Below are 22,878 nucleotides of genomic sequence, written 5' to 3'. Positions count from 1 at the left end.
ATTCCCGAGGGTCTAAAAGGGGCTTATTTTACAGGGTTTTATGCTTTGCTATGGCTTCTCAAGCCATACGGGGAGCACTCGCTTACCAGTCGATACTAAATGTGGATAGCTCGTGCCAACACCAGCGACCGCTATGAGCTGATCATTGATATAAAGCAATGGCGCCTGACGCTCCCAAGGTGGGATGTCGGACCCTTGGAAAAGGTTCTTGAGCGTTTTACGTGGGGTATTGGGCTTGATTTGGATCTTTTCCGCACCTTGACGCAGACTTTCCTCAATCAGGCCCTGCTCCTGGGCTTTGCTAACCCAGTCTGCAGGTAAGCCCAGTAATTCGCTTCGTGCAGGGACAGCCTGAAAGATCCACTGCCCCGCATTGGAATGGACCACCTGCAAGCGGTCACGCCAGAGATAAATGCTCACCCCATCGTGCTGCCATTCCAAACTGGAATCAGCTTTTACAAGCATCAGATCCTTCCACCAAGACTCAAGACGTTCTTGGGATGGCATTGCCAAATCATGGAGTTTGAGCCAATACCGCATCAGATTATTAGCAGCTGATTTATCTACCCTGGCAAGGGTTAGAAGAGGTGCCAGCTGCAATTGATTGCTTTGAAGAATTTTTTTGCCATCTAACTCAGCTAAGCGATCGAGCAATGTTTGGGATTGAGCCAATAAGTCTGCGCTGCGAGCTAGGTTAGCAATTGCACCAGGCTGAATCTTCTCCAGCTTCGGAATAATGTCTTTGCGAATGGCATTGCGACGATAGCGCGTATTTTGATTACTAGGATCTTCAACCCACTTCAATTTGTGTTCTTTGGCATAAGCCTCTAACTCTGCCCTGCTTTGATTGAGCAATGGCCGCCAGAGGGTAATTTGGTGGCCCTCTTTAGAATTGGCGCGATGCAGTGGCATGCCAGAGAGACCTGCTACACCAGAACCTCGCAAGAGTTGCAGGAGCACGGTTTCTGCTTGGTCGTTTTGGTGATGGGCTAGCAGTAGATCTTCGATGTTGTGTTCTACACACAAGTCAGTAAGAGCTTCATAGCGCTCTGCCCTTGCTCTCGCTTCAATATTGCCCTGCGCTTGATCTGCAAAATGCAAAAGACGAAAGTCAAAATGCACTTGATATTTTTTTGCCAGCTTCTCGCAGAACTCTAGCCACTGATCAGCAGGCTTTTGAAGTCCGTGGTGAATATGAAACACCCAAATCTCAGTGGGCTTATTTGAATTGGCTTGAACCGCTTTACATACGGTATCGAGCAACACAACCGAGTCAAGCCCACCACTTAAGGCTAGCCCAATAGGTTTGGCTGCTCCGGGGATTGCCTTAAGGCTTGGCTTCGATTTCCTTGAACTTGCCATAGCTCATCAAGCGTTCGTGTCGACGCTCAAGAAGCGCATCCACTTTCATACCACTAAAGGTTTTGAGGGACTCATTCAAAGCTTTGCGCATATTGCTCATCATGGTGTCGTAATCACGATGCGCGCCACCAGTTGGCTCGGGAACAATCTTATCGATTAAGCCAATTGCTTTTAAACGTTGCGCAGTCAAACCCAATTGCTCAGCAGCCTCTGGTGCTTTATCAGCAGTCTTCCAAAGAATAGATGCACAGCCTTCAGGTGAGATCACGGAATAAGTGGAGTTTTGCAACATCAACACTACATCGCCCATTGCAATCGCAAGTGCACCACCAGAACCACCTTCACCAATAATGGTGGCGATGATAGGAACCTCTAATTCAGCTTGCACATAGAGGTTATGACCAATAGCTTCGGATTGATTGCGCTCCTCTGCATCGATCCCTGGAAATGCGCCCGGTGTATCCACAAAGGTAAATACAGGTAATTTAAATTTTTCTGCCAAGCGCATGACACGCTTTGCTTTTCGATAACCTTCAGGGCGACTCATGCCAAAGTTTCTTAATGCACGTTCTTTGGTATCGCGACCTTTCTGATGGCCAATCACCATGCAGGGTTGATTCTCAAAACGGGCCAGGCCGGTAATGATGGATTGATCATCCGCAAAATTACGATCGCCATGCAGCTCATGAAAATCCGTAAATAGTGCGCTCACGTAATCCAATGTGTAAGGACGCTGTGGATGACGAGCCACTTGAGAAACTTGCCAAGGGCTTAAGTTGGCATAAATATCTTTCGTCAGCTGCTGACTTTTTTCGCTCAGCGTTTTGATCTCATCAGAGATATCCACTGATGATTCATCTTGTACAAATTGCAGCTCTTCAATCTTTGACTCTAGTTCAGCGATTGACTGCTCAAAATCCAGGAAAGTCGTTTTCATAGCTTGATTTTAATATTCAACGGCCACGGGGTCGAGACTTCTCCACATATACCAGGTTGCAACCGTGCGCCAAGGGGCCCAATTTGCAGCCACTTCACGGGCCTCATGCCTGCTGACAGGCTCTCCGCTGAAGTAATTGAGGGAAATGGCCTTAATTAGGCCAGCATCATCCAAAGGGAGAATATTGGGCCTCACCATATTGAAAATGAGGAACATTTCAGCTGTCCAGCGTCCAATACCCCGAATTTCACACAGTTCTTTGATGATTACTTCATCTTCCATGCCCTTCCATTGATTGGCGTGTAAACGGCCGGAATTGAAGTGTTCTGCCAGGTCGCGGATGTACTCCACTTTTCGGCCCGATAGGCCAGCTGCGCGCAATTCTTCAACACTTAAAGCGAGAATATTTTTAGGATTAACTTTGTTTTTAGCGGCAAGCAATACCTTATTCCAAACTGACTGGGCTGCCGCTACTGAAATTTGTTGGCCAACAATCGATCTAGCCAATGTGACGAATGCGTCACCGCGCGTTCTCAAAAAAACTGAACCATGTTTTGGAATGAGCTTTTTTAGAATGCGATCATGCTTCATCAACTCAGCGCAAGCTTGCTCCCAGTATTCGGGTGCAGATTCTTCAATAAATACTTGCTCTACTACTTTATTCAAAATACATTCTCAATCACGAAATGAGTTATCTAGCTTCTACGCCATTCTGTCAGACCACCAGGTTTGTCTTCTAAAACCACGCCCTGATCCAACAAGGTTTTACGAATCAAATCCGCTTGTGCAAAATCTTTGGCTTGTTTTGCAGCAACCCGAGCCGCGATTTGCTCTTCAATCGCAGCGGCAGATAAACCTGCATCAGCGCCCCGCGATCCTTCCTGCAAGAATGCGGTTGGGTCTCGTTGTAAGAAATTCAGAGTTGCAGCCAATGTTTTGAGTGTATTAGCGAGCTGTACCTTCTCTGCACCCTGCGCCCGATTGACTTCACTAGCCAAGTCAAAGAGAGCAGCAATAGCCTCAGGTGTATTGAAGTCATCATTCATGGCATCAGCAAAGCGCTGAGCCCATGCAGAATGAAGTTCTACAGACTTGCTACTGTCTGGTACTTGGGCTAAGGCTGTATACAAGCGCACTAGTCCGGAGCGAGCCTCTTCAAGCTGGGCATCGCTATAGTTAATCGGACTGCGATAGTGAGCACGCAACATAAAGAAGCGTAAGACCTCAGGGTCAAAATTCTTAAGAACATCTCGAATGAGGAAAAAATTGCCCAATGACTTGGACATCTTTTCTTCATTCACCCGAATGTGCCCGTTGTGCATCCAATAATTTACAAAAGGCTGATCGCTGGCTTTGTGTTCTTGGCCATAGAGAGCGCCCTCACTCTGAGCAATCTCATTCTCATGATGGGGAAACTGCAAATCAGCACCACCACCATGAATATCAAAATGCTCCCCCAGCAAATCGCAGGACATAGCAGAACACTCGATATGCCATCCAGGGCGACCTTCGCCCCAAGGGGATTTCCAGCGCGTATCCGCAGGCTCTTCTGGTTTAGCGCTTTTCCATAAAACAAAGTCCAATGGATCACGTTTGCCACCACCAACGGCAACGCGCTCACCAGCATTGAGTTCATCCAAGGATTTACCAGAGAGACGGCCGTACTCTGGGAATAAACGAACGGCGAAATTAACATCGCCATCCTCGCCTTGATAGGCTAATTCTTTTTCAATCAAGCGGCCAATGATGCCCTGCATTTGATTAATGTAATCAGTTGCGCGGGGCTCATGATCCGGATGCATTAATCCCAACTCATTAGAGTCGGCATGCATTGCATCGATAAAACGCTGGGTCAAGGCAGAAATGGGCTCACCATTCTCAATCGCGCGATTGATAATCTTGTCGTCAATATCAGTGATATTGCGTACGTAAACCACCTCGTAGCCGCTGGCCCGCAACCAGCGCACCACCATATCAAAGACAATCATCACCCGAGCGTGGCCAATATGACAAAAGTCATAGACCGTCATTCCACAGACATACATCTTCACCTTGCCTGGCTCAATAGGCTTAAATGCCTGTTTAGATCGACTGAGGGTGTTATAAATTTGCAGCATAGGGGCTATAAAGGTGGGCAAGTAGCGCCAATTTGTTAGACTGAGCGCTGAGTATATCGAATGAGCCAGTTTTTCACCCCACCCCCTATGCCAGCTAACCTTTTTTCACCTCGTCCAGCCCAATTGGGTGGCTTGAGCGCTATTTTTGCTGTTTTATTCATGGCAGGCTGCAGCACCCCAGGACAACAGCTGGCAGATGCTGAAATCAGAGCCCTCAATAATGCTTCAACTGCTGCCGCACCAGGCGCCCAGGCCCCGTATCTAGGCTCATATGGACCCAATGACCCGCCAAGACTTGCTGGCAATGACGCAGGGTACGATCAATTTAATTCTGAGCTCTCAGACTCAGTAGCCGTTCCATTCCTATCTTTTTTAATCATTGAGCCCGATCCTGTAACTAAAAATGGGGTTCCGTCTGATATTGAAAAGTTAGTAAAAGCCAAAAAATATCCAGAAGCCATTGACCTCATTAATCAGCGCCTCAAGAAAACACCGGGCAATGTGCAGTTACGTTATGTCAAAGCGCGTATGCAGATTGAAATGCGTCAATGGGATGCAGCTAAAAAGACCTTGGTTGAAATTACCCAACAATTTCCAGAGTTACCTGAGCCCTATAACAACCTCGCTGCACTAGCAGCCAATCAGGGCAATTGGATTGAGGCTAGAGATTATTTAGAGCTGGCATTGAAATTACGCCCAAGCTACACCGTTGCCTCAGCTAACCTCGGCGAGGTCTACATTCGACTGGCAGCACAGGCTTACGACAATGCAGCAAAAGATGCCGTCCTCAATCAGCGTCAATACACGAATCGTGCGAAAGCATTAATGGAAATTCTGAAGCCGACCAAAAAAGGAGTTGCGCCAGTAGCACCTTCAACTCCAGCGGCGCCTGCTTCAAAATAATATTCATACCTATTTATCTACTAACTCATCGAAAGTAAATTCATCATGGCTAAAGTTCTACTCAAAACCAATAAAGGTGACATCACCCTCACATTAGATGCCGCTAAAGCGCCAAAGACGGTTGCTAATTTTTTGCAGTATGTGAAAAGCGGTCACTACGATGGCACGATTTTCCATCGCGTGATTGATAACTTCATGATTCAAGGTGGCGGCATGACTGCCGGTCTTAAAGAAAAAACTTCTGGCGCCCAAATCGAGAACGAAGCAAACAATGGCCTCAAGAATGAGCGTGGCACAGTTGCTATGGCTCGCACTAGCGATCCGCATTCTGCGACAGCCCAGTTCTTCATTAACGTCAATGACAATGATTTCTTAAATCACACTTCACCAAGCGCGCAAGGCTGGGGTTATGCGGTTTTTGGCAAAGTGACTGATGGTCTTGATGTGGTCGATGCTATTCGTAAAGTAAAGACTGGTAACGCCGGCTTTCATCAAGACGTTCCAGCGGAAGATGTTGTGATTGAGAAGGCAAGTATTCTCGAGGAATGATTCCGCAATACGCAAGCGCGTTACTGATTTCTGATCTGCATCTCACGCCGTCAATGCCTTTGACGGCGCAACGCTTCTTTGATTTTTGTGAAAAGGATGCTCCTCAGGTTGAGGCAGTATTTATCCTAGGAGACTTATTTGAGTATTGGGTTGGGGATGATGCCGCCCTACACTCGCCCTTTCATCAGGAAGTGAAACATGCGCTTGCAACACTCTCCACTAAAGTAAAAACGTTTTATCTTCACGGTAATCGTGATTTTTTAGTTGGCAACCATTTCTTAAGTAAAACGGGTATGACCCTCATGCCCGATCCATACAAGATCAACATTGCCGGATCGGAATATGTTTTGTGTCATGGCGACTCGCTTTGCACAGCAGATATTGGCTATCAAGTTTTTCGTGGATGGGTTCGTAAATCCTGGATCCAGAAACTATTCTTGAGATTGCCCTTGAATTGGCGTCGCTCGATTGCAAATCAACTTCGTAGCAATAGTGGTGTGCAGTACCAACGTGCAATGCAATCTTCCATTGAAGGGACACAAGTGAAAACGAATGTCACCCTAGCAGCATGCGCGGCAGTTCTCAGAGAGCTAGCTGGCAATCAGTTGATTCATGGGCATACACATCTACCTCAGCATCATCAGGAGCAACTCTTAGATCAAGAATGGCAACGCTGGGTCTTATCGGATTGGGATTTAGATCACCCTGAGAGCGGGCGACCACGCGCAAGCGCACTGCTGATTAACCAAGACGGCGTTCGTTACGCCGACCTGATCAAAACTTAATACTGCTACCCCTTTAGCAGGTCGAGTATTTGGATAAGCACTGGACCATCTGAGCAAAGATGCGTGGATTTGCACACATCACTTCACCGCTTTGCAAGAAACCTTCTTCGCCGCGGTAGTTGCCAATGAGCCCACCAGCTTCAGTAATTAATAAAGCACCTGCAGCCATATCCCATGGCTTGAGATCACTCTCAAAGAATCCATCGTAACGACCAGCAGCCACATAGGCTAGATCGAGAGATGCGGCACCAGGACGACGCAGACCAGCACAATTTCGGGACATGTCTGCAAAGATTTTTAAATACTTTTCTAGATCCTGATCTTCGCGATAAGGAAAACCGGTACCCAATAAGGAGCTAGCCAAACGATCTTGAGTGGCAACACGCAAACGCCGGCGATCCAAATAAGCACCTGCACCACGAGTGGCGGTGAAAAGTTCATCACGGGTTGGGTCATACACTACTGCTTGTTGAGTTACCCCATTAACAGACAGTGCAATCGAAACTGCGTATTGCGGGAAACCATGAATAAAGTTGGTTGTGCCATCTAGTGGATCGATGATCCATACGTTTTCGGCATCGGCATTTTGAGCGCCAGTTTCTTCAGCCAAAAAGCCATGGGAAGGATAAGCCTCGCTGAGCGTTTCAATAATCGCCGCTTCAGCCTGTCTGTCCACCTCAGTTACAAAGTCATTATGTTGTTTGCGGTCAACCTGCAGGCGCTCTAAATTGAGAGAGGCTCTATTAATCACGGTTCCGGCACGACGGGCAGCCTTAACGGCCACATTTAACATGGGATGCATAGTATTGATGGACAAATTAAATAAGAACAAGCTCACCAAATTGCAAACTGCAGGACAATAAGGAGCTAACACCCTGATTCTAAACGATTGCTCCTTTAAACGTCCAAGCTCCTAGAGAATTCCTATTCATATGAATACCGCACACGCACAGTTACTGCGCTGGGTTTTGGTTGAAACCAGTCATCCCGGAAACGTAGGTTCAGCTGCACGCGCACTGAAAACCATGGGCTTTAGCGATCTACGCCTGATTTCCCCAAAGATTTCGGGGGTCGCTCAGGTGCCTGAGGCGATTGCTTTAGCTAGTGGTGCCCTTGATATCTTGGAATCTAGTCAGGAGAGCTCATCCTTAGAATCAGCTGTTCAAGACTGCCCCCTTGTCTTGGGACTGACCAGTCGCGATCGGGAGTTTGGGCCACCAGCAATCAGCTGGCAAGATGCCCGCCCCCTAATTCAAGCTGCTATTACCGGCAAGCACCGGGTCGCCCTTCTTTTTGGTCCGGAGCGAACGGGTCTGGATAACCACCATCTCTCACTGTGCACCCATCGGGTCTGGCTGGATGCCAACCCCCTCTACCCCTCACTAAATCTCGCTCAAGCCATCATGGTTTGCGCTTTTACCCTCAGGGAGGCCTTGAGTAAAGATGCGGGAGCTGACCCATCCAATACAAATGTTGAACCAGTGGACTATGCAGATCCGGCAGCTGTAGCTGCCATGCTAGACCACTGGCGTGAAGGGCTGGAGGCCATTGGATACCTTGATCCAGCCAATCCCAAGAAACTTATGCCGCGCTTACAAGCGCTATTTGCCAGAACCCGTCTTCATAAAGAAGAAATCGATCTTCTACGTGGGATCGCTAAACAGATGATCCTCAGAAAATAAATTCAGCCTTTACCCGTTAAAATCGCTCTATGTTTAATTCGCTTTTCGACCAAGTCGACTCCATCATTGTTCGTGACCCCGCCGCCAGAAATCGCTTAGAGGTCATCACCTGCTATCCAGGTTTACATGCGGTATGGATTCATCGGGTGTCTCATGGTCTCTGGAACTTGGGCCTGAAATGGATCGCACGACTGCTATCAATGCTGGCTCGCTTTATTACCGGTATTGAAATTCATCCCGGGGCAAAGATTGGTCGCCGCGTATTTCTAGATCATGGTTTGGGCATCGTCATCGGCGAGACTACCGAAATTGGTGATGACTGCACCATTTACCAAGGCGTTACTCTAGGCGGAACCTCTTTATACAAAGGTGTAAAGCGTCATCCCACTTTAGGCAAAGGCGTAGTAATTAGCGCTGGCGCCAAAGTTCTCGGTGGTTTCACTGTGGGTGATGGCGCTCGCGTTGGATCCAATGCTGTAGTACTAAAAGAAATTCCTGCAGGAGCAACGGCAGTTGGAATACCTGCGCGCATCTTGCATCCAGACTTGCCGCAGGCAAGCACGCCTGATAGTAAGGCTAAGGAATATTTCTCTGCTTATGGTGTGACACCGAACGTGGATGATCCAGTATCGATGGCCCTGAAAGGCTTGATTGATGCGACGCTAGAGCAAGAAGCCAAAATAGCAGCTCTTGAGAAAGCACTGGCGAAATTCAGTAATACACCCTCTGCCGATGCTAGTGAATCAAGCGATACTAAGCGCGACCTTGGTGCCCTAAAAGAGTGGCTTAAAGAATAAGTTAATGCAGGGTTGGTGACGAGCCGCCCAGATTCACAGCTTTATCCGTAAACTCATCATCACCCTCATCGGAATCATCGGGCATTCCAAATGCAAATCCTTCGCCACCCTCGGGATGACGATTTTCAATTTCTTCTTCAGTAGCGGCACGTATATCCTCTACTTGAACCCAGAATCGCAGAGCCATACCAGCCAGTGGATGATTGCCATCTAAGACTACCTGGCTGTCAGCCACATCGGTGACGGTATAAATCAAAGGCTCATCGTCCACATCACCAGAGTCGCCTTCTTCTTCGGCATCAGGAACGCCCTCAAACTGCATGCCAACTTCCAAAGGCTCTGGAAAGCGTGCGCGTGGCTCAATCTTCAGTAACTCAGGGTCATACTCACCAAACGCCTCACTAGGCTCAAGCTGAATGCTGGCTTCATAACCCACATCCTGGCCATCCAATAAGGTTTCAATCTTTGGAAAAGTACCCTCATATCCGCCATGCAGGTATACCATCGGAGAATCCGGTTCCTCGATAATATTGTTTTGCGCATCTGTTAATTTGTAGCGCAGGGATACAACAGTATTTTTTTCGATCTTCATGCGTAATTCATTCAACATTGTGTTTTAAACAGCTTTTTACTGATATGACATCATTTTACTTGAGCAAACCCTACGATCCGCCGCAGGCACCCCAAAACCTCCCGCTAGATCGCCCATGGGCGCTTCTGGGTGGCAAAAGCCCTCAGCAGTTCATGAAGTCCTACTGGCATAAGAAGCCGCTTTTAGTGCGCGGCGCCATCCCAGCTTTTGAGCTTGCAAAAAAACTAGGTGAACCCTTGGGCAGTGCAATATCGCCTGAAGACTTATTCAAAATAGCGGGCGATGACGCTGTTGAATCGAGATTAATTCAGGCCAAGCCCTGGACCTTTTCAAATGGTCCAATGAAGAAAAAATCCATTCCTTCGCTTGAGACCCCAGACTGGACACTACTTCTTCAAGGTATGGAGGCAAGACATCCCGCTGCTGCAAAAGTACTTTCCTGGTTTCGCTTCATTCCAGATGCACGTCTAGATGATTTAATGATTAGCATTGCTGGTCCAGGTGGTGGCGTAGGCCCCCACTTTGATTCATACGACGTCTTTTTAATTCAGATGTCAGGACGTCGGCGCTGGCGCATTTCCAAGCAAACAGATTTGAGCCTAAATCCCAATCTTCCTCTGAAGATCTTGCAGAACTTTAAAGTTGAACAGGAGTGGGATTTAGAGCCTGGGGATATGCTCTATCTGCCACCCCATATTGCCCATGATGGGATCGCTCTAGATGCCGGCTGCCAAACTTGGTCCGTCGGCTTTAGGGCGCAAAGCTATAAAGAACTACTGCAAGAAGGCTTATGGCGCTTAGCTGAATCGCTTGAAAATATTCCTGAGCTAGAAAAACGTTTTGCTGATCCACAGCAAAGAGCGACTCGACATGCAGAACAACTTCCTGAAGAAATCATTGTGCAGCTAGCCAACAAATTGAAAGACTTAAAGCTAGATCGCGTGGAAACATTTCTTCCCGGCATCACCGCCTATCTCAGCGAACCAAAACCCCAAGCCTACTTTGACGGTATGGCAAACAATCTTGCACCAGAAGAATTTACGCGTCAACTAGCCAAGCAAGCACTGAAAGCACATCCCCAAACTCGGCTTTTAGCCTTGGGCTCAGTGATTTACTGTAATGGCGAAGATATGACTAGCAATCAGGCTGCGCAGATACAAGCCGCCTGGCGAGCACTGGCCGCAAACAGACAATTTCAAGGGTCGATACCTAAAAATGGGGCAAATAGCAGCCTTTTTGAAGCCTTTGAAGCTGGCTGGCTGGTTTTTTAGCACCAGATTAGGAGATGGCTATAATGAATGCTGGAAAGTACCTAAGGGCTAACCCTGTACTTTTCTTGTATTAATAACCGGTTATTAATGATAATTTTTTAAGAGGAAATTACAAATGAAGAAGTCACTCGCACTCGTAGCAATGTTGGCAATCGCTTTGGCCGCTTGCGGTAAAAAAGAAGAAGCAAAACCTGTAGAAGCTGCTCCTGCTGCTCCTGCCGCTGCTCCTGCTGCTGACGCTCCTGCTGCTGCTCCAGCTGCACCTGCTGCTGCTCCAGCTGCTGACGCGAAGAAGTAATCTTCTTCTTGAAGAAAAAAAGCCGCTGAAAAGCGGCTTTTTTATTGGCTAAGTTTTTTAGCTATGGGCTTACCTAGACATCTGTTCGGTAAGCAAGGTTAACAGCTTGAGTCCGGCGGCGGTATTTTCTGGCTTGCCATCAGCATCTTGTACGTAAACCCTTGAGGAATTGTCGCCAGAGGATTTAACAACTACGAGATACTTCTTGGCCTTCAAGCTTGAATCATCTTTACTACTAAAGAGATTCGAGAAAAAACCCTTAGTGTCACCTAAATCCTTCGGATTAACGTAGCGCACAAAGTAGACACCGTTAGCACGATTACGGTCCTCAACGGTAAAGTTAGAACGATCCAAAGCAAGGCCAGTATCACGCCAAGCGCGATCAAAGCCTGCGGCCATTTCAATATAAGCAGTATTAACACCTTCCTGAACTAGCTTTGCCTTTGGTGTCTTTGCTCCAAGTGGGGTTGCAACCTGAGCCTTAGCCTGCTCTTGTGTCATTCCCAAGCGCTCCATTAAGCGGGCTAAGAATGCTGCTTCGAGTTCAGGGTCGTTTGGACGTGCAGTCCATACCGTAGAATTACACGCGGTGGTGGTGGCGTCTGTGACACATTTCTCAATTGCCCCTCGTTGGGTAATGTAAACCTCGGTTTCATTAGGCTTACTCACTTCAAGACGAGTCTTGTACTTATCACGCTCACCAGTGTCATAAATTGAATCTAAGGCACCACCAATAATATTACGAATAAAGTCTTGTGAAATCTTGGCACGATTCTCAGCCCAGTCGGTTTCCATGATTCCGGTTGATGGTGAGTCAACCACCAATAAGAAACCATTCTCTTGCCAGAAATCTTTGATTTGTGGATAGAGCTCTGGAGCAGGCTTTTCGACCACCAACCAGCGTCGCTCACCATCACGAGCAATGCGCATACCCGGAATACCAGTCATGACGTCCTTGCGAGTCTGCACTGATTTTTTTACTGCAGCGTTGTACTCGGACATCGTGGCAGAGCCATCTTGAACGATATAACGACGATCAGCCTGAGCAGTAATGAGATCTGGCGGATAGGACAAGTTAGGTCCGCGAACAGCGCCAGCAGACTTGTAATCAACCTTATCATTTGTTCCTACGGACTTACATCCAAGCAAGGCAAAGCTTGCAAAAGAGAGAATTAATAAGGTTGCACAATACTTGCGCAAGAATTGCATCAGATTCATCATAGTAAGCCAGCCTGTTTCATTGCAATCTTCAAAGGTTCACGCAAAGCAACACTTAAAGGGGTTAAAGGCAAACGAATTCCAGCAGTGACTTTGCCCATCTCATGCAGAGCCCATTTCACAGGAATCGGATTTGCCTCAGTAAACATGGCTTTATGAACAGCCAGTAATTGATATTGAATGGCGCGTGTCTTTACAACATCATCAGACATCGCGGCTTGACATAGTTCATGCATTAAACGTGGAGCGATATTGGCTGTTACGGAAATATTGCCTTTACCACCCATCAGCATCAACATTGCCGCACTCAGATCATCGCCTGAAAATACAGAAAATTCTGCGTGCCCAGCACGCTTGAGATCGGCTAACAATAAGGTGCCACGCTCAATGCTACCGGTAGCATCTTTAATACCGATAATGCCAGGCACTGCTGCTAGACGAACAGTAGTCTCACCAGCAAGATCAGCAACGGTTCTACCAGGAACGTTGTACAAAATGACGGGCAGGTCAACCGATTCCGCAATTTTCTTGAAGTGGGCGTACATACCCTCTTGTGTCGGCTTGTTGTAGTAAGGAACTACCTGGAGGCTGGCATCAGCACCAACTGACTTAGCAAAGTGAGTTAACTCGATTGCCTCGGTAGTGGAATTTCCACCAGTACCAGCGATCACTGGAATACGTCCAGCAATATGGTCGACAGTGACTTTAATGAGCTCACAATGCTCTTCCACAGACACCGTAGGAGACTCTCCACTCGTGCCAACGATGACAATGCCATCGGAGCCTTCAGCAACGTGCCAATCCAACAAAGAACGCAAGGCCGGAAAATCCAGACTTCCATCCTCAAACATGGGTGTCACAATGGCAGGCATGCTACCTGCAATAGGCTTTTTACTAGCTTTGGATTGTGTTGTATTAGTCACTGAATGTGTCTGAATTATCTGAATGTTAACCACCAAATTGTAACGGAACGCACCCTTTTAAATGCCCTTTTACGGCACAAATCCGCTGAACCCTGGCTGGTTTAGGCTGCTCAAGGTAAATATCCTCGTAGGCGATCACTTTAAGACCAGATCGCTGTGCCAAAGTGAGCAATTCCCCTGATTTCAGTAGGAAATTAGGGTTGGAGGGTTTGCCAAACTCGGCATTGCCATCGGCAAAGGTTTCATAGATTAAAACCCCACCCTCAGTCAGCATTTTGGGTAATTCATCCAAAAATGGGCGGTATAGATAGTTGGTTACCACAATGGCCGAAAACTGCTGGTTCAGTAAGGGCCAGTCAGCACCCTCAAGGTCTAACTTTAGCGTTTGGATAGCCTCGGTTTTGAGTGACTCCACCGCGGAAATATCTTGGTCAACCGCCAGAATGTGATGACCCAAAGAAGCCAGCAAAGCAGTATGTCGGCCGGCGCCACAAGCCAGATCAAGAACTAAACCATCCTTTGGGAGAACTGGGGCAAACCGCCTCACCCAAGGAGAGGCATCCGTGATCACACCGTGCATTGCGGTCAAAGGTCGACCTTAATCGTACGCTAAGCCCATAGACTCACGGACCTCTCGCATGGTTTCTTGAGCAACCTTACGCGCCTTGTCTGAACCGTCCGCAATAATGGAACGCAACAAGCTAGGGTCATCCAGGTACTTTTGGGCACGCTCAAACATGGGTTGTTGCTCTGCCAGAATGGCATCAATCACAGGTTGCTTGCACTCCAAGCAACCAATACCTGCAGACTGACATTCTTTTTGAACCCAGGTTTTAGTATCTTCACTTGAATACACCGTATGGAGTTGCCAGACAGGACAACGCGCAGGATCACCTGGATCGGTTCTGCGCACCCTTGCAGGATCAGTTGGCATCGTACGAATTGAGCGAATCACCTCTTCAGGTTTTTCACGAATAGCAATCGTATTGCCGTAAGACTTGGACATCTTTTGCCCATCAATCCCTGGCATACGTGATGCAGTGGTTAACAAGGCCTGTGGCTCAGGCAAGATAATTTTGCGAGCACCTTCCAAGAAACCAAATAATCTCTCGCGATCAGCCATCGAGAGGCTTTGCGCCTCTTGCAGCAAAGCCTTAGCCTGCTCTAAAGCCTCATCATCGCCCCGCTCCTGAAATGCAACGCGCAATTCAGCATACATCTTCGCGCGCTTGCTGCCCAATTTTTTAACAGCCTCTAATGCCTTCTCTTCAAAACCAGGTTCACGCCCATACAGATAGTTAAAACGACGCGCTACTTCACGCGTCATCTCTACGTGGGGCACCTGGTCTTCGCCTACCGGAACAAACTGGGCTCGATACATCAGGATATCGGCAGCCTGTAATAAGGGATAGCCTAAGAAACCGTAAGTCTGTAAATCCTTTTCCTTGAGTTTCTCGATTTGATCTTTGTAGGTTGGAACCCGCTCCAGCCAGCCCAATGGGGTTCCCATAGAGAGTAATAAAAATAGCTCTGCATGCTCAGGCACTTTGCTCTGGATAAATAAAGTGGCTTGGTTTGGATCAACACCACAAGCCAACCAATCAATCACCATGTCCCAAACAGATTGCTCAATGACATCCGGGGTTTCATAGTGAGTTGTTAGAGCGTGCCAGTCTGCTACAAAAAAGAAGCAGGGATACTCTGACTGCAAGCGAACCCAGTTCTTTAAAACGCCATGGTAATGGCCGAGGTGCAAGCTACCAGTTGGTCGCATGCCAGAGAGAACGCGTTCTGCAAACATCTTGATCTTTATTCTTTAAGGGTAATTGAAAATGGTTAAGTAAGAACGATCGCCTAATGAAATAGCGACCATACTGGAGTCAAATGATCCGGCAAGTGCGGCAAGGTACCGAGATCAATGTAGCTCTCCTTTGGATCATGAAAATCCGAGCCACGAGAAGCCAAGAACCCATAATGCTGAGCGATCTTGCCATAGGTTTGATATTGATTCGGGCTGTGGCTACCAGTAATCACCTCAATAGCCACGCCGCCGATTTCTTTGAAGTGCTTATAGAGCTCATCCATCTGCATGGCGCTCAGCTTGTAACGGCCAGGATGCGCAATCACCGCAGCGCCACCCGCCCCTTTGATCCAGGCAACGGCATCATCTAAGCTTGCCCACAAGTGTGGAACATAACCCGGTTTATCTTCAACCAAATAGTTTTTAAAGACCTGATCAGTATCGCGACATACGCCCTGCTCCACCAAGAAACGCGCGAAATGCGTGCGTGAAATCAGGTCATGATTACCTGCAAAATGGAGAGCGCCCTCATAAGCACCAGGTATGCCGGCCTTTAATAATTGTTCCGCCATTTGCTTAGCGCGATTTCCACGGCCTTCACGAGTTAATCGCAAGCCTTCCAGAATTCCTGCATGCGCAGCATCAATTCCCAAGCCAACAATATGAATCGTCTGCCCCATCCAGGTTACTGAAATCTCAACTCCAGAAAGGTAATCCATACCGAGTGAACCTGCCGCAGCCTGAGCCCTCTCTTGGCCGCCCAATTCATCGTGATCGGTTAAAGCCCATAAACGCACACCATTAGCATGGGCGCGTTCAGCCAACTGCTCCGGGGTTAGAGTTCCATCGGAAACAACGGAATGGCAGTGTAAATCGGCGTTTAGGCTGGAATTGCTGATCATGACCCTATTTTAGGTCAAGCTGGTATCAATTACCCGGCGAGGCGCATCTAGGTAATCACGGGATTGCATCTCAATTAAGCGGGAAACCGTTCTAGAGAACTCGCTGGTAATTTGACCTTCGGTATACAAATCCACCGCAGGAACCTCTGCAGAGATGATTAATTTGATCTTATGGTCGTACAGAACATCAATTAGCCAAATAAAGCGGCGGGCTTCATTAGTCATTCTAGGGGGCATATAAGGCACCCCAGACAGAATCACTGTGTGAAACAGCTTGGCAATCTCCAAATAGTCATTTTGAGACCTGGGGCCGCAACAGAGGGTCTGAAAGTCAAACCAAACCACTCCTTCAGCCATATGCAGAGGTCTTAATTCACGGGATTCAATACGAAGAACTGGGCGGACCGTTTCTTTTTGATTACCAATCAGAGTCTGAAACATCTGCATCAAGATTGAGTGGGTTTCGGCATTCACTGGTGTTAGATAAGCTTCAACTTGTGCCATCTGTACGCGACGATAGTCATTGCCTGCATCCACATTTAAGACGTCAAGCTGCTCTTCAAGTAATTTGATAGCGGGCAATAGACGATCACGATGCAAGCCGTTAGGATAAAGCTGGCTAGGCTGATAATTTGAGGTCATGACAAACTGGACACGATCCTCAAACAGCGCACTGAGTAAGCGATACAGAATCATGGCATCTGCAATGTCATTGATATGAAACTCATCAAAACAAATCAGTCGATATCGCTTGGCAATTCTTTTGGAGAGTTCATCTAGCGGATCTGCCATGCCGGAGAGCTCATGAAGCTCGCGATGAACTTCTCGCATGAACTCATGAAAATGAATGCGAATCTTTTTTTCTAGCGGGGATGCTGCAAAGAAACAATCCATTAGGAAGGATTTGCCTCGTCCAACGCCGCCCCATAGATAGACGCCTCGGGGAAGTTTTGGTTTAAAGAGTTTCTTTTTTAAGCCATTACTACGAATTTCTTTATAAGCAATCCACTCATCTTCGCAGCGCTGTAAGCGCTCAATGGCAGCAAGCTGCGCGGGATCACTTTGATACCCGCGCGCCTTTAACTCTTGATGGTAATACTCTAAAGCTTTCAATTACATGTTTAATGCACGTTTATCCGTCGCTAATGCTGCTTCGCGAACCACTTCCGACAAACTTGGATGTGGGTGACAGATACGAGCAATATCTTCGGCTGCGGCTTTAAATTCCATCGCTACAGCTGCTTCAGCAATGAGGTCAGAAGCATTTGGGCCAATGATGTGAACGCCTAGGATTTCATCTGTTTTTTCATCAGCTAAGACTTTGACAAAACCATCAGCACGATCCATGCCTAAGGCGCGACCGTTAGCGGCAAATGGGAATTGACCAGCTTTATAAGCAATACCAGCGTGCTTGAGCTGCTCTTCAGTTTTGCCAACCCAAGCAATTTCTGGATCGGTATAGATCACCCAAGGAATACAGTTGTAATCAATGTGCGGCTTTTGACCGGCAATCGTTTCAGCAACGAGCACGCCTTCATCTTCCGCTTTATGTGCCAACATCGGTCCACGAACCACGTCACCCACCGCGTAAACACCAGGCGCTGCTGTTGCACAAGTATGGTCGTCAATTGGAATAAAGCCACGCTCATCCACTTTAAGGCCAATCTTATCGAGACCTAATTTTTCAGTATTCGGAACGCGGCCAACAGAAACAATTAAACGATCGCACTCTAATTTTTGCGCCTTGCCTTCGCTATCAGTGTAATTAACAACTACACCTTTTTTGTCAGCCTTCACTTCACCAATCTTGACGCCCATATTGATTTTGAGGCCTTGCTTGGTAAAAATCTTATGAGCCTCTTTTGCAATACCTTGATCACAAGCTCCCAAGAAAGTGGGTAGCGCCTCAAGAATCGTCACATCAGAGCCAACACGACGCCATACAGAGCCCAACTCTAAACCGATTACGCCAGCACCAATCACGCCAAGCTTCTTCGGAATGGAATCAAATTTCAAGCCACCTTCGTTATCACTAATCAAGACGTTATCAACTGGAATACCTGGCAGATGACGCGCTTTTGATCCAGTAGCAATGATCACATTTTTTGCCGTAACAACTTCATTATCCTTGCCGTCAATTTTGACTTGATAGCCATCGGCACCCTTACCTTCAAAAGAAGCATGGCCTTTTAACAAAGTAATTTTGTTTTTACGGAATAAGAACTGAATACCTGCAGTCATCTTGGTCACAATCGCATCTTTACGAGCAATCATTTTTCCGGAGTCCAACTTGACTGATCCTACGGTAATACCGTGATCAGCAACATGATGACTAATCTTCTCAAACTCTTCAGAAGAGGCAAGCAAAGCTTTAGAAGGAATACAACCGACGTTCAAGCAGGTTCCACCCAAGCGGACCTCACCCTTTGGATCGTCATAGGCATTCGATTCAGCACAGGCGACTTTGAAACCTAATTGGGCTGCACGAATTGCGGCGATGTAGCCACCAGGGCCACCGCCGATTACTAATACGTCAAATGATTGGCTCATGTTCTACCTCTTATAAGTCAAGGAGGAGACGTGAAGGATCTTCCAATGCATCCTTCATAGCAACCAAACCAAGTACTGCCTCACGACCATCAATGATGCGATGGTCATATGACAAAGCTAAGTAGTTAATTGGACGAATCACTATTTGACCATTCTCAACCACTGCACGCTCTTTAGTTGCATGAATACCCAAGATTGCAGACTGCGGAGGATTAATAATCGGAGTAGAAAGCATAGAACCAAATACACCGCCATTAGAGATGGAGAATGTACCGCCAGTTAAGTCCTCTAGTGACAACTTACCTTCGCGTGCCTTAGCACCAAACTCTGCAATCTTCTTCTCAATGTCAGCCAAATTCATTTGATCAACATCACGCAGAATTGGAACTACCAAGCCACGTGGTGAACTTACTGCAATACCGATATCAAAGTAACCGTGATACACGATGTCATTGCCATCAACAGAAGCGTTCAACAATGGGAATTTCTTCAAAGCATGTGTAGCCGCTTTAACGAAGAAAGACATGAAGCCCAACTTCACACCATGGACTTTTTCAAACTGATCTTTGTACTTATTACGCATGGCGATTACTGGAGCCATGTTGACTTCATTGAAAGTAGTCAAGATGGCATTGTTTGCTTGAGACTCAAGCAAACGCTCAGCGATACGAGCACGCAAGCGACTCATTGGAACGCGCTCTTCTGGGCGATCACCCATCGGAATCGGCGCACTTGGCAAGGCCGTAGATTTTGCACCACCGGCAGAAGCGTTTAATGCATCACCTTTAGTAATACGACCATCGCGACCAGAACCCGCAACTTGACTAGCATCGATGTTTTTCTCTGCGAGGATTTTTGCTGCAGAAGGTGCAGCAGCAGCGCCAGAGGATTTTGCTGCAGGAGCAGCTTTAGCTGGAGCTGGAGCTGGAGCTGGAGCAGCAGCTGGGGCTGCCGTAGGTGCCGGTGCAGCTGCAGTTGCAGGAGCGGCAGAAGCAACAGCAGTACTGTCAATCTTTGCAATCAGCTGCTCAGCAACAACCGTGCCGCCATCAGCAACTACGATCTCAGTAATGACACCAGCGGATGGGGCTGGAACCTCCAATACCACTTTGTCTGTTTCAATTTCAATCAAGATCTCATCTTGACCGACGGCATCGCCGACTTTCTTTTTCCATTGCAACAAAGTAGCTTCTGCTACTGACTCGGAGAGCTGGGGAACTTTAACTTCAAAAATAGCCATGATTAATCCTATTTAGTGTTTGTGTATGAGTGACGTCTACGATTACTTCGTAATGACATAACCCTTTAGTTTTGCGAATGCTGCAGTAAGAAGCGACTTCTGTTGTTCTTGATGGAGATGGGCATATCCGCAAGCTGGTGAAGCTGATGCTGGACGACCCGCATATCCCAACTTCATACCCTCAGACATATTCTCCAAAATATTGTGCTGAACAAAGAACCAGGCGCCTTGATTTTGTGGCTCATCCTGACACCACACAACCTCTTGTAGGTTTGGATACTTCTTCAACTCAGCAGACAATGCTTTATGTGGGAACGGATAAAGCTGTTCCAAACGAATAATCGCCACATCTTCAAGCTTTTTCTCGGTACGTGTTTTAGCTAGATCGTAAAACACCTTACCGGAACACATTATCAAGCGAGTCACCTTCTTGCCGTCGATACTGTCATCGCGCTCTGGAAGAATGGTTTGGAAACCGCCCTTAGTGAACTCGGTTAATGGTGAAGAAGCTTCTTTATTACGTAACAATGATTTTGGTGTCATCAAGATCAGCGGTTTGCGGAACTGACGAATCATCTGGCGACGCAATACGTGGAAGATCTGCGCTGCAGTTGTTGGCTGAATTACCTGCATATTGGTGTCGGCACATAACTGCATGAAGCGCTCTAGACGTGCCGATGAATGCTCTGGTCCTTGACCCTCATAACCATGAGGCAACATCATGACGAGACCATTTGCACGGCCCCACTTCACTTCGCCAGAGGCAATAAATTGGTCAATCACCACTTGAGCACCGTTCGCAAAGTCTCCGAACTGAGCTTCCCAGATGGTCAGGGTATTCGGCTCAGCCGCTGCGTAACCGTATTCAAAGCCGAGGACAGCCTCTTCTGACAAGATAGAGTCAATTACCAGGAATGGCGCTTGATCCTTTGCAATGTGACGAAGAGGAATATAGACACCCTCATCCCATTTCTCACGGCTCTGGTTATGAAGTACCGCATGACGATGGGTAAAGGTACCACGACCACTATCCTCACCAGACAAACGCACTGGGTAACCACTTGCTACTAAGGACGCGAAAGCCATGTGCTCACCCATGCCCCAGTCGATATTCGCTTCACCGCGACCCATAGCTGCGCGGTCTTTTAGTACCTTCTCAACGAGTGGATGGACCTGGAAACCTTCACGAACAGTTGAAACTCTTTCAGCCAAGCGCTTCCATTCAGTTAATGGAATTGCCGTATCGGCTTCATCAGTCCATTTCTTATTTAAGAATGGTGACCAATCTACGGCAAACTTGCCTTTGAAGTTACTCAATACTGGATCGGAGGTTTGCTTACCGGCATCCATTGCGGCGCGATACTCTTTCACCATCAAATCACCGGTACCCGCAGGTAAGACACCTTGGGTTTCTAACTTATCAGCGTAAAGCTTTCGTGTACCAGGATGAGCGGCAATGATTTTGTACATCAAAGGCTGAGTCATTGCTGGAGAATCTTGCTCGTTATGACCGAGTTTTCGGAAACAAACAATATCAATTGCAACGTCTTTGTGGAACTGGCTGCGGAACTCAACCGCCAACTTCGTTGCCAACACGACTGCCTCAGGATCATCACCATTCACATGCAACACCGGCGCATCAATCACTTTCATGATGTCAGTGCAATACAAGCTTGAACGTAAATCGCGTGGATCGGATGTAGTAAAACCAATCTGGTTATTAATGACAATGTGGATGGTACCGCCAGTCGAATAGCCACGAACTTCTGCCATTGCCAAGGTCTCTTGCATGACGCCTTGGCCAGCAATCGCAGCATCACCGTGTACCAATACCGGCATTACTTGCTCACCCAACATATCACCACGACGCTCCATGCGAGCACGGGCAGAACCTTCAACAACAGGGTTCACGATTTCTAAGTGGGATGGATTAAATGCTAATGACAAATGCACTGGGCCAGCTGGAGTAGAAATATCACTTGAGAAACCTTGGTGATATTTCACGTCACCAGCAGGTAAAGTTTCTGGGCCCTTGTGCTCAAATTCAGCAAACAAATCCGTAGGCATCTTGCCTAAGGTATTGACCAGCACGTTGAGACGACCACGGTGGGCCATACCAATGACGATTTCTTGAACACCCTTAGCGCCGGCCTCACGGATCAACTCATCCATACAGGCGATGAAGCTTTCACCACCCTCAAGTGAAAAGCGTTTCTGACCAACATACTTAGCTTGGAGGTAGCGCTCCAAACCTTCAGCCGCAGTAACGCGATCCAGAATTTGGCGCTTTTGATCCACATTGAAATGCGGGGTTGAGCGAATGGACTCCAACTTCTCTTGCCACCACTTTTTAATCTTTTGGTCTGCAATAAACATGTACTCAGCACCCAAAGTGCCGCAATACGTTTCGCGCAAGGCTTGCAGTAAATCCCGCAAGGTCATTTCGTTCTTGCCGAAGAAGGTGTTGCTGGTGTTAAAGACGATATCCATATCGCCATCACCAAAGCCGTAGAAGGCTGGATCTAATTCAGGAATATCCGGACGCTCTGAGCGCTTCAACGGATCAATATCTGCCCAACGATTACCGACGTTACGATACGCCGCGATCAACTGTTGAACAGCAACGCGCTTGCGACCCATAGCAGAGTCAGCTGAATCAGCAGACACTGTGCGAATCGGGCCTTGCTTTGCGCGCTCAGCAAATGAAGCAACAATAGGTCCATGGGCAATATCAGTTCTAGATGAACCATCGGCCGCTGGAATTTGCTTCACGTTATCAAAATAGTCTCGCCAATGATCAGCTACAGAAGCTGGATCGTGCAAGTAGGATTCGTAGAGTTCCTCTACGTAGGGTGCGTTTCCGCCGAAGAGATAGGAGTTATCTCTTTGATCCTGCATCATGATGCTCACCTTTCATCGGGTTTCCCGAATAAAAACTGTGGTTAAAACCA

At 47.5% G+C, this 22,878-nt stretch carries 21 protein-coding genes and 1 pseudogene; 7 read left to right on the top strand and 15 right to left on the bottom strand.

Translation table 11 applies throughout. The features are described 5' to 3' along the window. Positions 1-48: 48 nt before the first annotated feature. The 4 genes and pseudogenes from tilS to cysS form a co-directional block, all read right to left on the bottom strand. Positions 49-1,362 (bottom strand): tRNA lysidine(34) synthetase TilS, encoded by a 1,314-nt coding sequence (gene tilS / locus AOC19_RS04115; RefSeq protein WP_215377792.1) that lies wholly within the window; start codon positions 1,360-1,362, stop codon positions 49-51. Then, complete coding sequence (locus tag AOC19_RS04110; protein ID WP_215377790.1) at positions 1,328-2,299, bottom strand: acetyl-CoA carboxylase carboxyltransferase subunit alpha; 972 nt, start codon at positions 2,297-2,299, stop codon at positions 1,328-1,330. The genes tilS and AOC19_RS04110 overlap by 35 nt, the downstream gene beginning before the upstream one ends. A 9-nt stretch (positions 2,300-2,308) precedes the next feature. Further along, positions 2,309-2,935: pseudogene (locus tag AOC19_RS04105) on the bottom strand (DNA-3-methyladenine glycosylase family protein); the annotation flags it as partial. Between the two features lie 59 nt (positions 2,936-2,994). Then, entirely contained in the window at positions 2,995-4,416 is a 1,422-nt protein-coding gene (gene cysS, locus AOC19_RS04100; protein ID WP_215377789.1) for a cysteine--tRNA ligase, read from the bottom strand. An 87-nt stretch (positions 4,417-4,503) separates the two neighbouring features. Between cysS and AOC19_RS04095 the strand changes: the two genes are divergently transcribed. Genes AOC19_RS04095 through AOC19_RS04085 form a run of 3 tightly spaced genes read left to right on the top strand, consistent with a single transcriptional unit; the run spans position 4,504 to position 6,653 of the window. Continuing rightward, positions 4,504-5,319, top strand: coding sequence for a tetratricopeptide repeat protein (locus AOC19_RS04095; protein WP_215377787.1), 816 nt, complete (start codon positions 4,504-4,506; stop codon positions 5,317-5,319). Positions 5,320-5,364: 45 nt separating this feature from the next. After that, positions 5,365-5,868, top strand: a complete 504-nt coding sequence (locus tag AOC19_RS04090; protein WP_215377785.1) for a peptidylprolyl isomerase — start codon at positions 5,365-5,367, stop codon at positions 5,866-5,868. Continuing rightward, positions 5,865-6,653 (top strand): UDP-2,3-diacylglucosamine diphosphatase, encoded by a 789-nt coding sequence (locus AOC19_RS04085; RefSeq protein ID WP_215377783.1) that lies wholly within the window; start codon positions 5,865-5,867, stop codon positions 6,651-6,653. Before AOC19_RS04090 ends, AOC19_RS04085 begins: the two co-directional genes overlap by 4 nt. A 13-nt stretch (positions 6,654-6,666) precedes the next feature. On the opposite strand, the gene AOC19_RS04080 is transcribed toward AOC19_RS04085, so the two are convergent. Further along, a complete protein-coding gene (locus tag AOC19_RS04080; protein WP_215377781.1) occupies positions 6,667-7,455 on the bottom strand; it encodes an inositol monophosphatase family protein in 789 nt (262 codons plus the stop codon). Between the two features lie 130 nt (positions 7,456-7,585). Here AOC19_RS04080 and AOC19_RS04075 point away from each other — a divergent pair, with 130 nt between their 5' ends. Beyond that, positions 7,586-8,335 (top strand): RNA methyltransferase, encoded by a 750-nt coding sequence (locus tag AOC19_RS04075; RefSeq protein WP_215377779.1) that lies wholly within the window; start codon positions 7,586-7,588, stop codon positions 8,333-8,335. A 29-nt stretch (positions 8,336-8,364) separates the two neighbouring features. Beyond that, positions 8,365-9,132, top strand: coding sequence for a serine O-acetyltransferase (cysE, locus tag AOC19_RS04070; protein WP_215377777.1), 768 nt, complete (start codon positions 8,365-8,367; stop codon positions 9,130-9,132). 1 nt (position 9,133) lies between these two features. On the opposite strand, the gene AOC19_RS04065 is transcribed toward cysE, so the two are convergent. Beyond that, complete coding sequence (locus AOC19_RS04065) at positions 9,134-9,724, bottom strand: FKBP-type peptidyl-prolyl cis-trans isomerase (protein ID WP_215377776.1); 591 nt, start codon at positions 9,722-9,724, stop codon at positions 9,134-9,136. A gap of 44 nt (positions 9,725-9,768) precedes the next feature. On the opposite strand from AOC19_RS04065, the gene AOC19_RS04060 reads away from it, so the two are divergent. Further along, positions 9,769-10,995 (top strand): cupin domain-containing protein, encoded by a 1,227-nt coding sequence (locus AOC19_RS04060; protein WP_215377775.1) that lies wholly within the window; start codon positions 9,769-9,771, stop codon positions 10,993-10,995. Between the two features lie 115 nt (positions 10,996-11,110). Continuing rightward, on the top strand, positions 11,111-11,293 hold the full coding sequence (locus tag AOC19_RS04055) for a hypothetical protein (RefSeq protein WP_215334916.1): 183 nt from the start codon (positions 11,111-11,113) through the stop codon (positions 11,291-11,293). Between the two features lie 69 nt (positions 11,294-11,362). Here the strand turns inward: AOC19_RS04055 and bamC are convergent, their stop codons facing one another. The 9 genes from bamC to AOC19_RS04010 all read right to left on the bottom strand — a co-directional run bounded on the left by bamC (position 11,363) and on the right by AOC19_RS04010 (position 22,828). Further along, positions 11,363-12,511: an outer membrane protein assembly factor BamC gene (gene bamC / locus AOC19_RS04050; protein ID WP_215378092.1), complete on the bottom strand. Its 1,149-nt coding sequence runs from the start codon at positions 12,509-12,511 to the stop codon at positions 11,363-11,365. Continuing rightward, positions 12,511-13,383: a 4-hydroxy-tetrahydrodipicolinate synthase gene (gene dapA, locus AOC19_RS04045; RefSeq protein ID WP_215378090.1), complete on the bottom strand. Its 873-nt coding sequence runs from the start codon at positions 13,381-13,383 to the stop codon at positions 12,511-12,513. The genes bamC and dapA overlap by 1 nt, the downstream gene beginning before the upstream one ends. A 76-nt stretch (positions 13,384-13,459) precedes the next feature. Further along, positions 13,460-14,014, bottom strand: a complete 555-nt coding sequence (locus tag AOC19_RS04040; protein WP_215378087.1) for a class I SAM-dependent methyltransferase — start codon at positions 14,012-14,014, stop codon at positions 13,460-13,462. 18 nt (positions 14,015-14,032) lie between these two features. Next, positions 14,033-15,235: a tryptophan--tRNA ligase gene (locus AOC19_RS04035; RefSeq protein WP_215377773.1), complete on the bottom strand. Its 1,203-nt coding sequence runs from the start codon at positions 15,233-15,235 to the stop codon at positions 14,033-14,035. Between the two features lie 53 nt (positions 15,236-15,288). Beyond that, positions 15,289-16,137: a 3',5'-nucleoside bisphosphate phosphatase gene (locus AOC19_RS04030; RefSeq protein WP_215377771.1), complete on the bottom strand. Its 849-nt coding sequence runs from the start codon at positions 16,135-16,137 to the stop codon at positions 15,289-15,291. 9 nt (positions 16,138-16,146) lie between these two features. Further along, entirely contained in the window at positions 16,147-17,250 is a 1,104-nt protein-coding gene (zapE, locus tag AOC19_RS04025; protein WP_215377770.1) for a cell division protein ZapE, read from the bottom strand. After that, on the bottom strand, positions 17,251-18,687 hold the full coding sequence (lpdA, locus tag AOC19_RS04020; protein ID WP_215377769.1) for a dihydrolipoyl dehydrogenase: 1,437 nt from the start codon (positions 18,685-18,687) through the stop codon (positions 17,251-17,253). 10 nt (positions 18,688-18,697) lie between these two features. Next, positions 18,698-19,927, bottom strand: coding sequence for a 2-oxoglutarate dehydrogenase complex dihydrolipoyllysine-residue succinyltransferase (gene odhB / locus AOC19_RS04015; protein ID WP_215377767.1), 1,230 nt, complete (start codon positions 19,925-19,927; stop codon positions 18,698-18,700). Between the two features lie 42 nt (positions 19,928-19,969). Continuing rightward, positions 19,970-22,828, bottom strand: coding sequence for a 2-oxoglutarate dehydrogenase E1 component (locus AOC19_RS04010; protein WP_215377765.1), 2,859 nt, complete (start codon positions 22,826-22,828; stop codon positions 19,970-19,972). Between the last annotated feature and the right edge of the window lie 50 nt (positions 22,829-22,878).

The organism is Polynucleobacter asymbioticus (assembly GCF_018687575.1).
In the GTDB taxonomy this organism is placed as follows: Bacteria; Pseudomonadota; Gammaproteobacteria; order Burkholderiales; family Burkholderiaceae; genus Polynucleobacter; species Polynucleobacter asymbioticus_C.
This window is presented reverse-complemented; position numbering and strand designations above follow the sequence as displayed.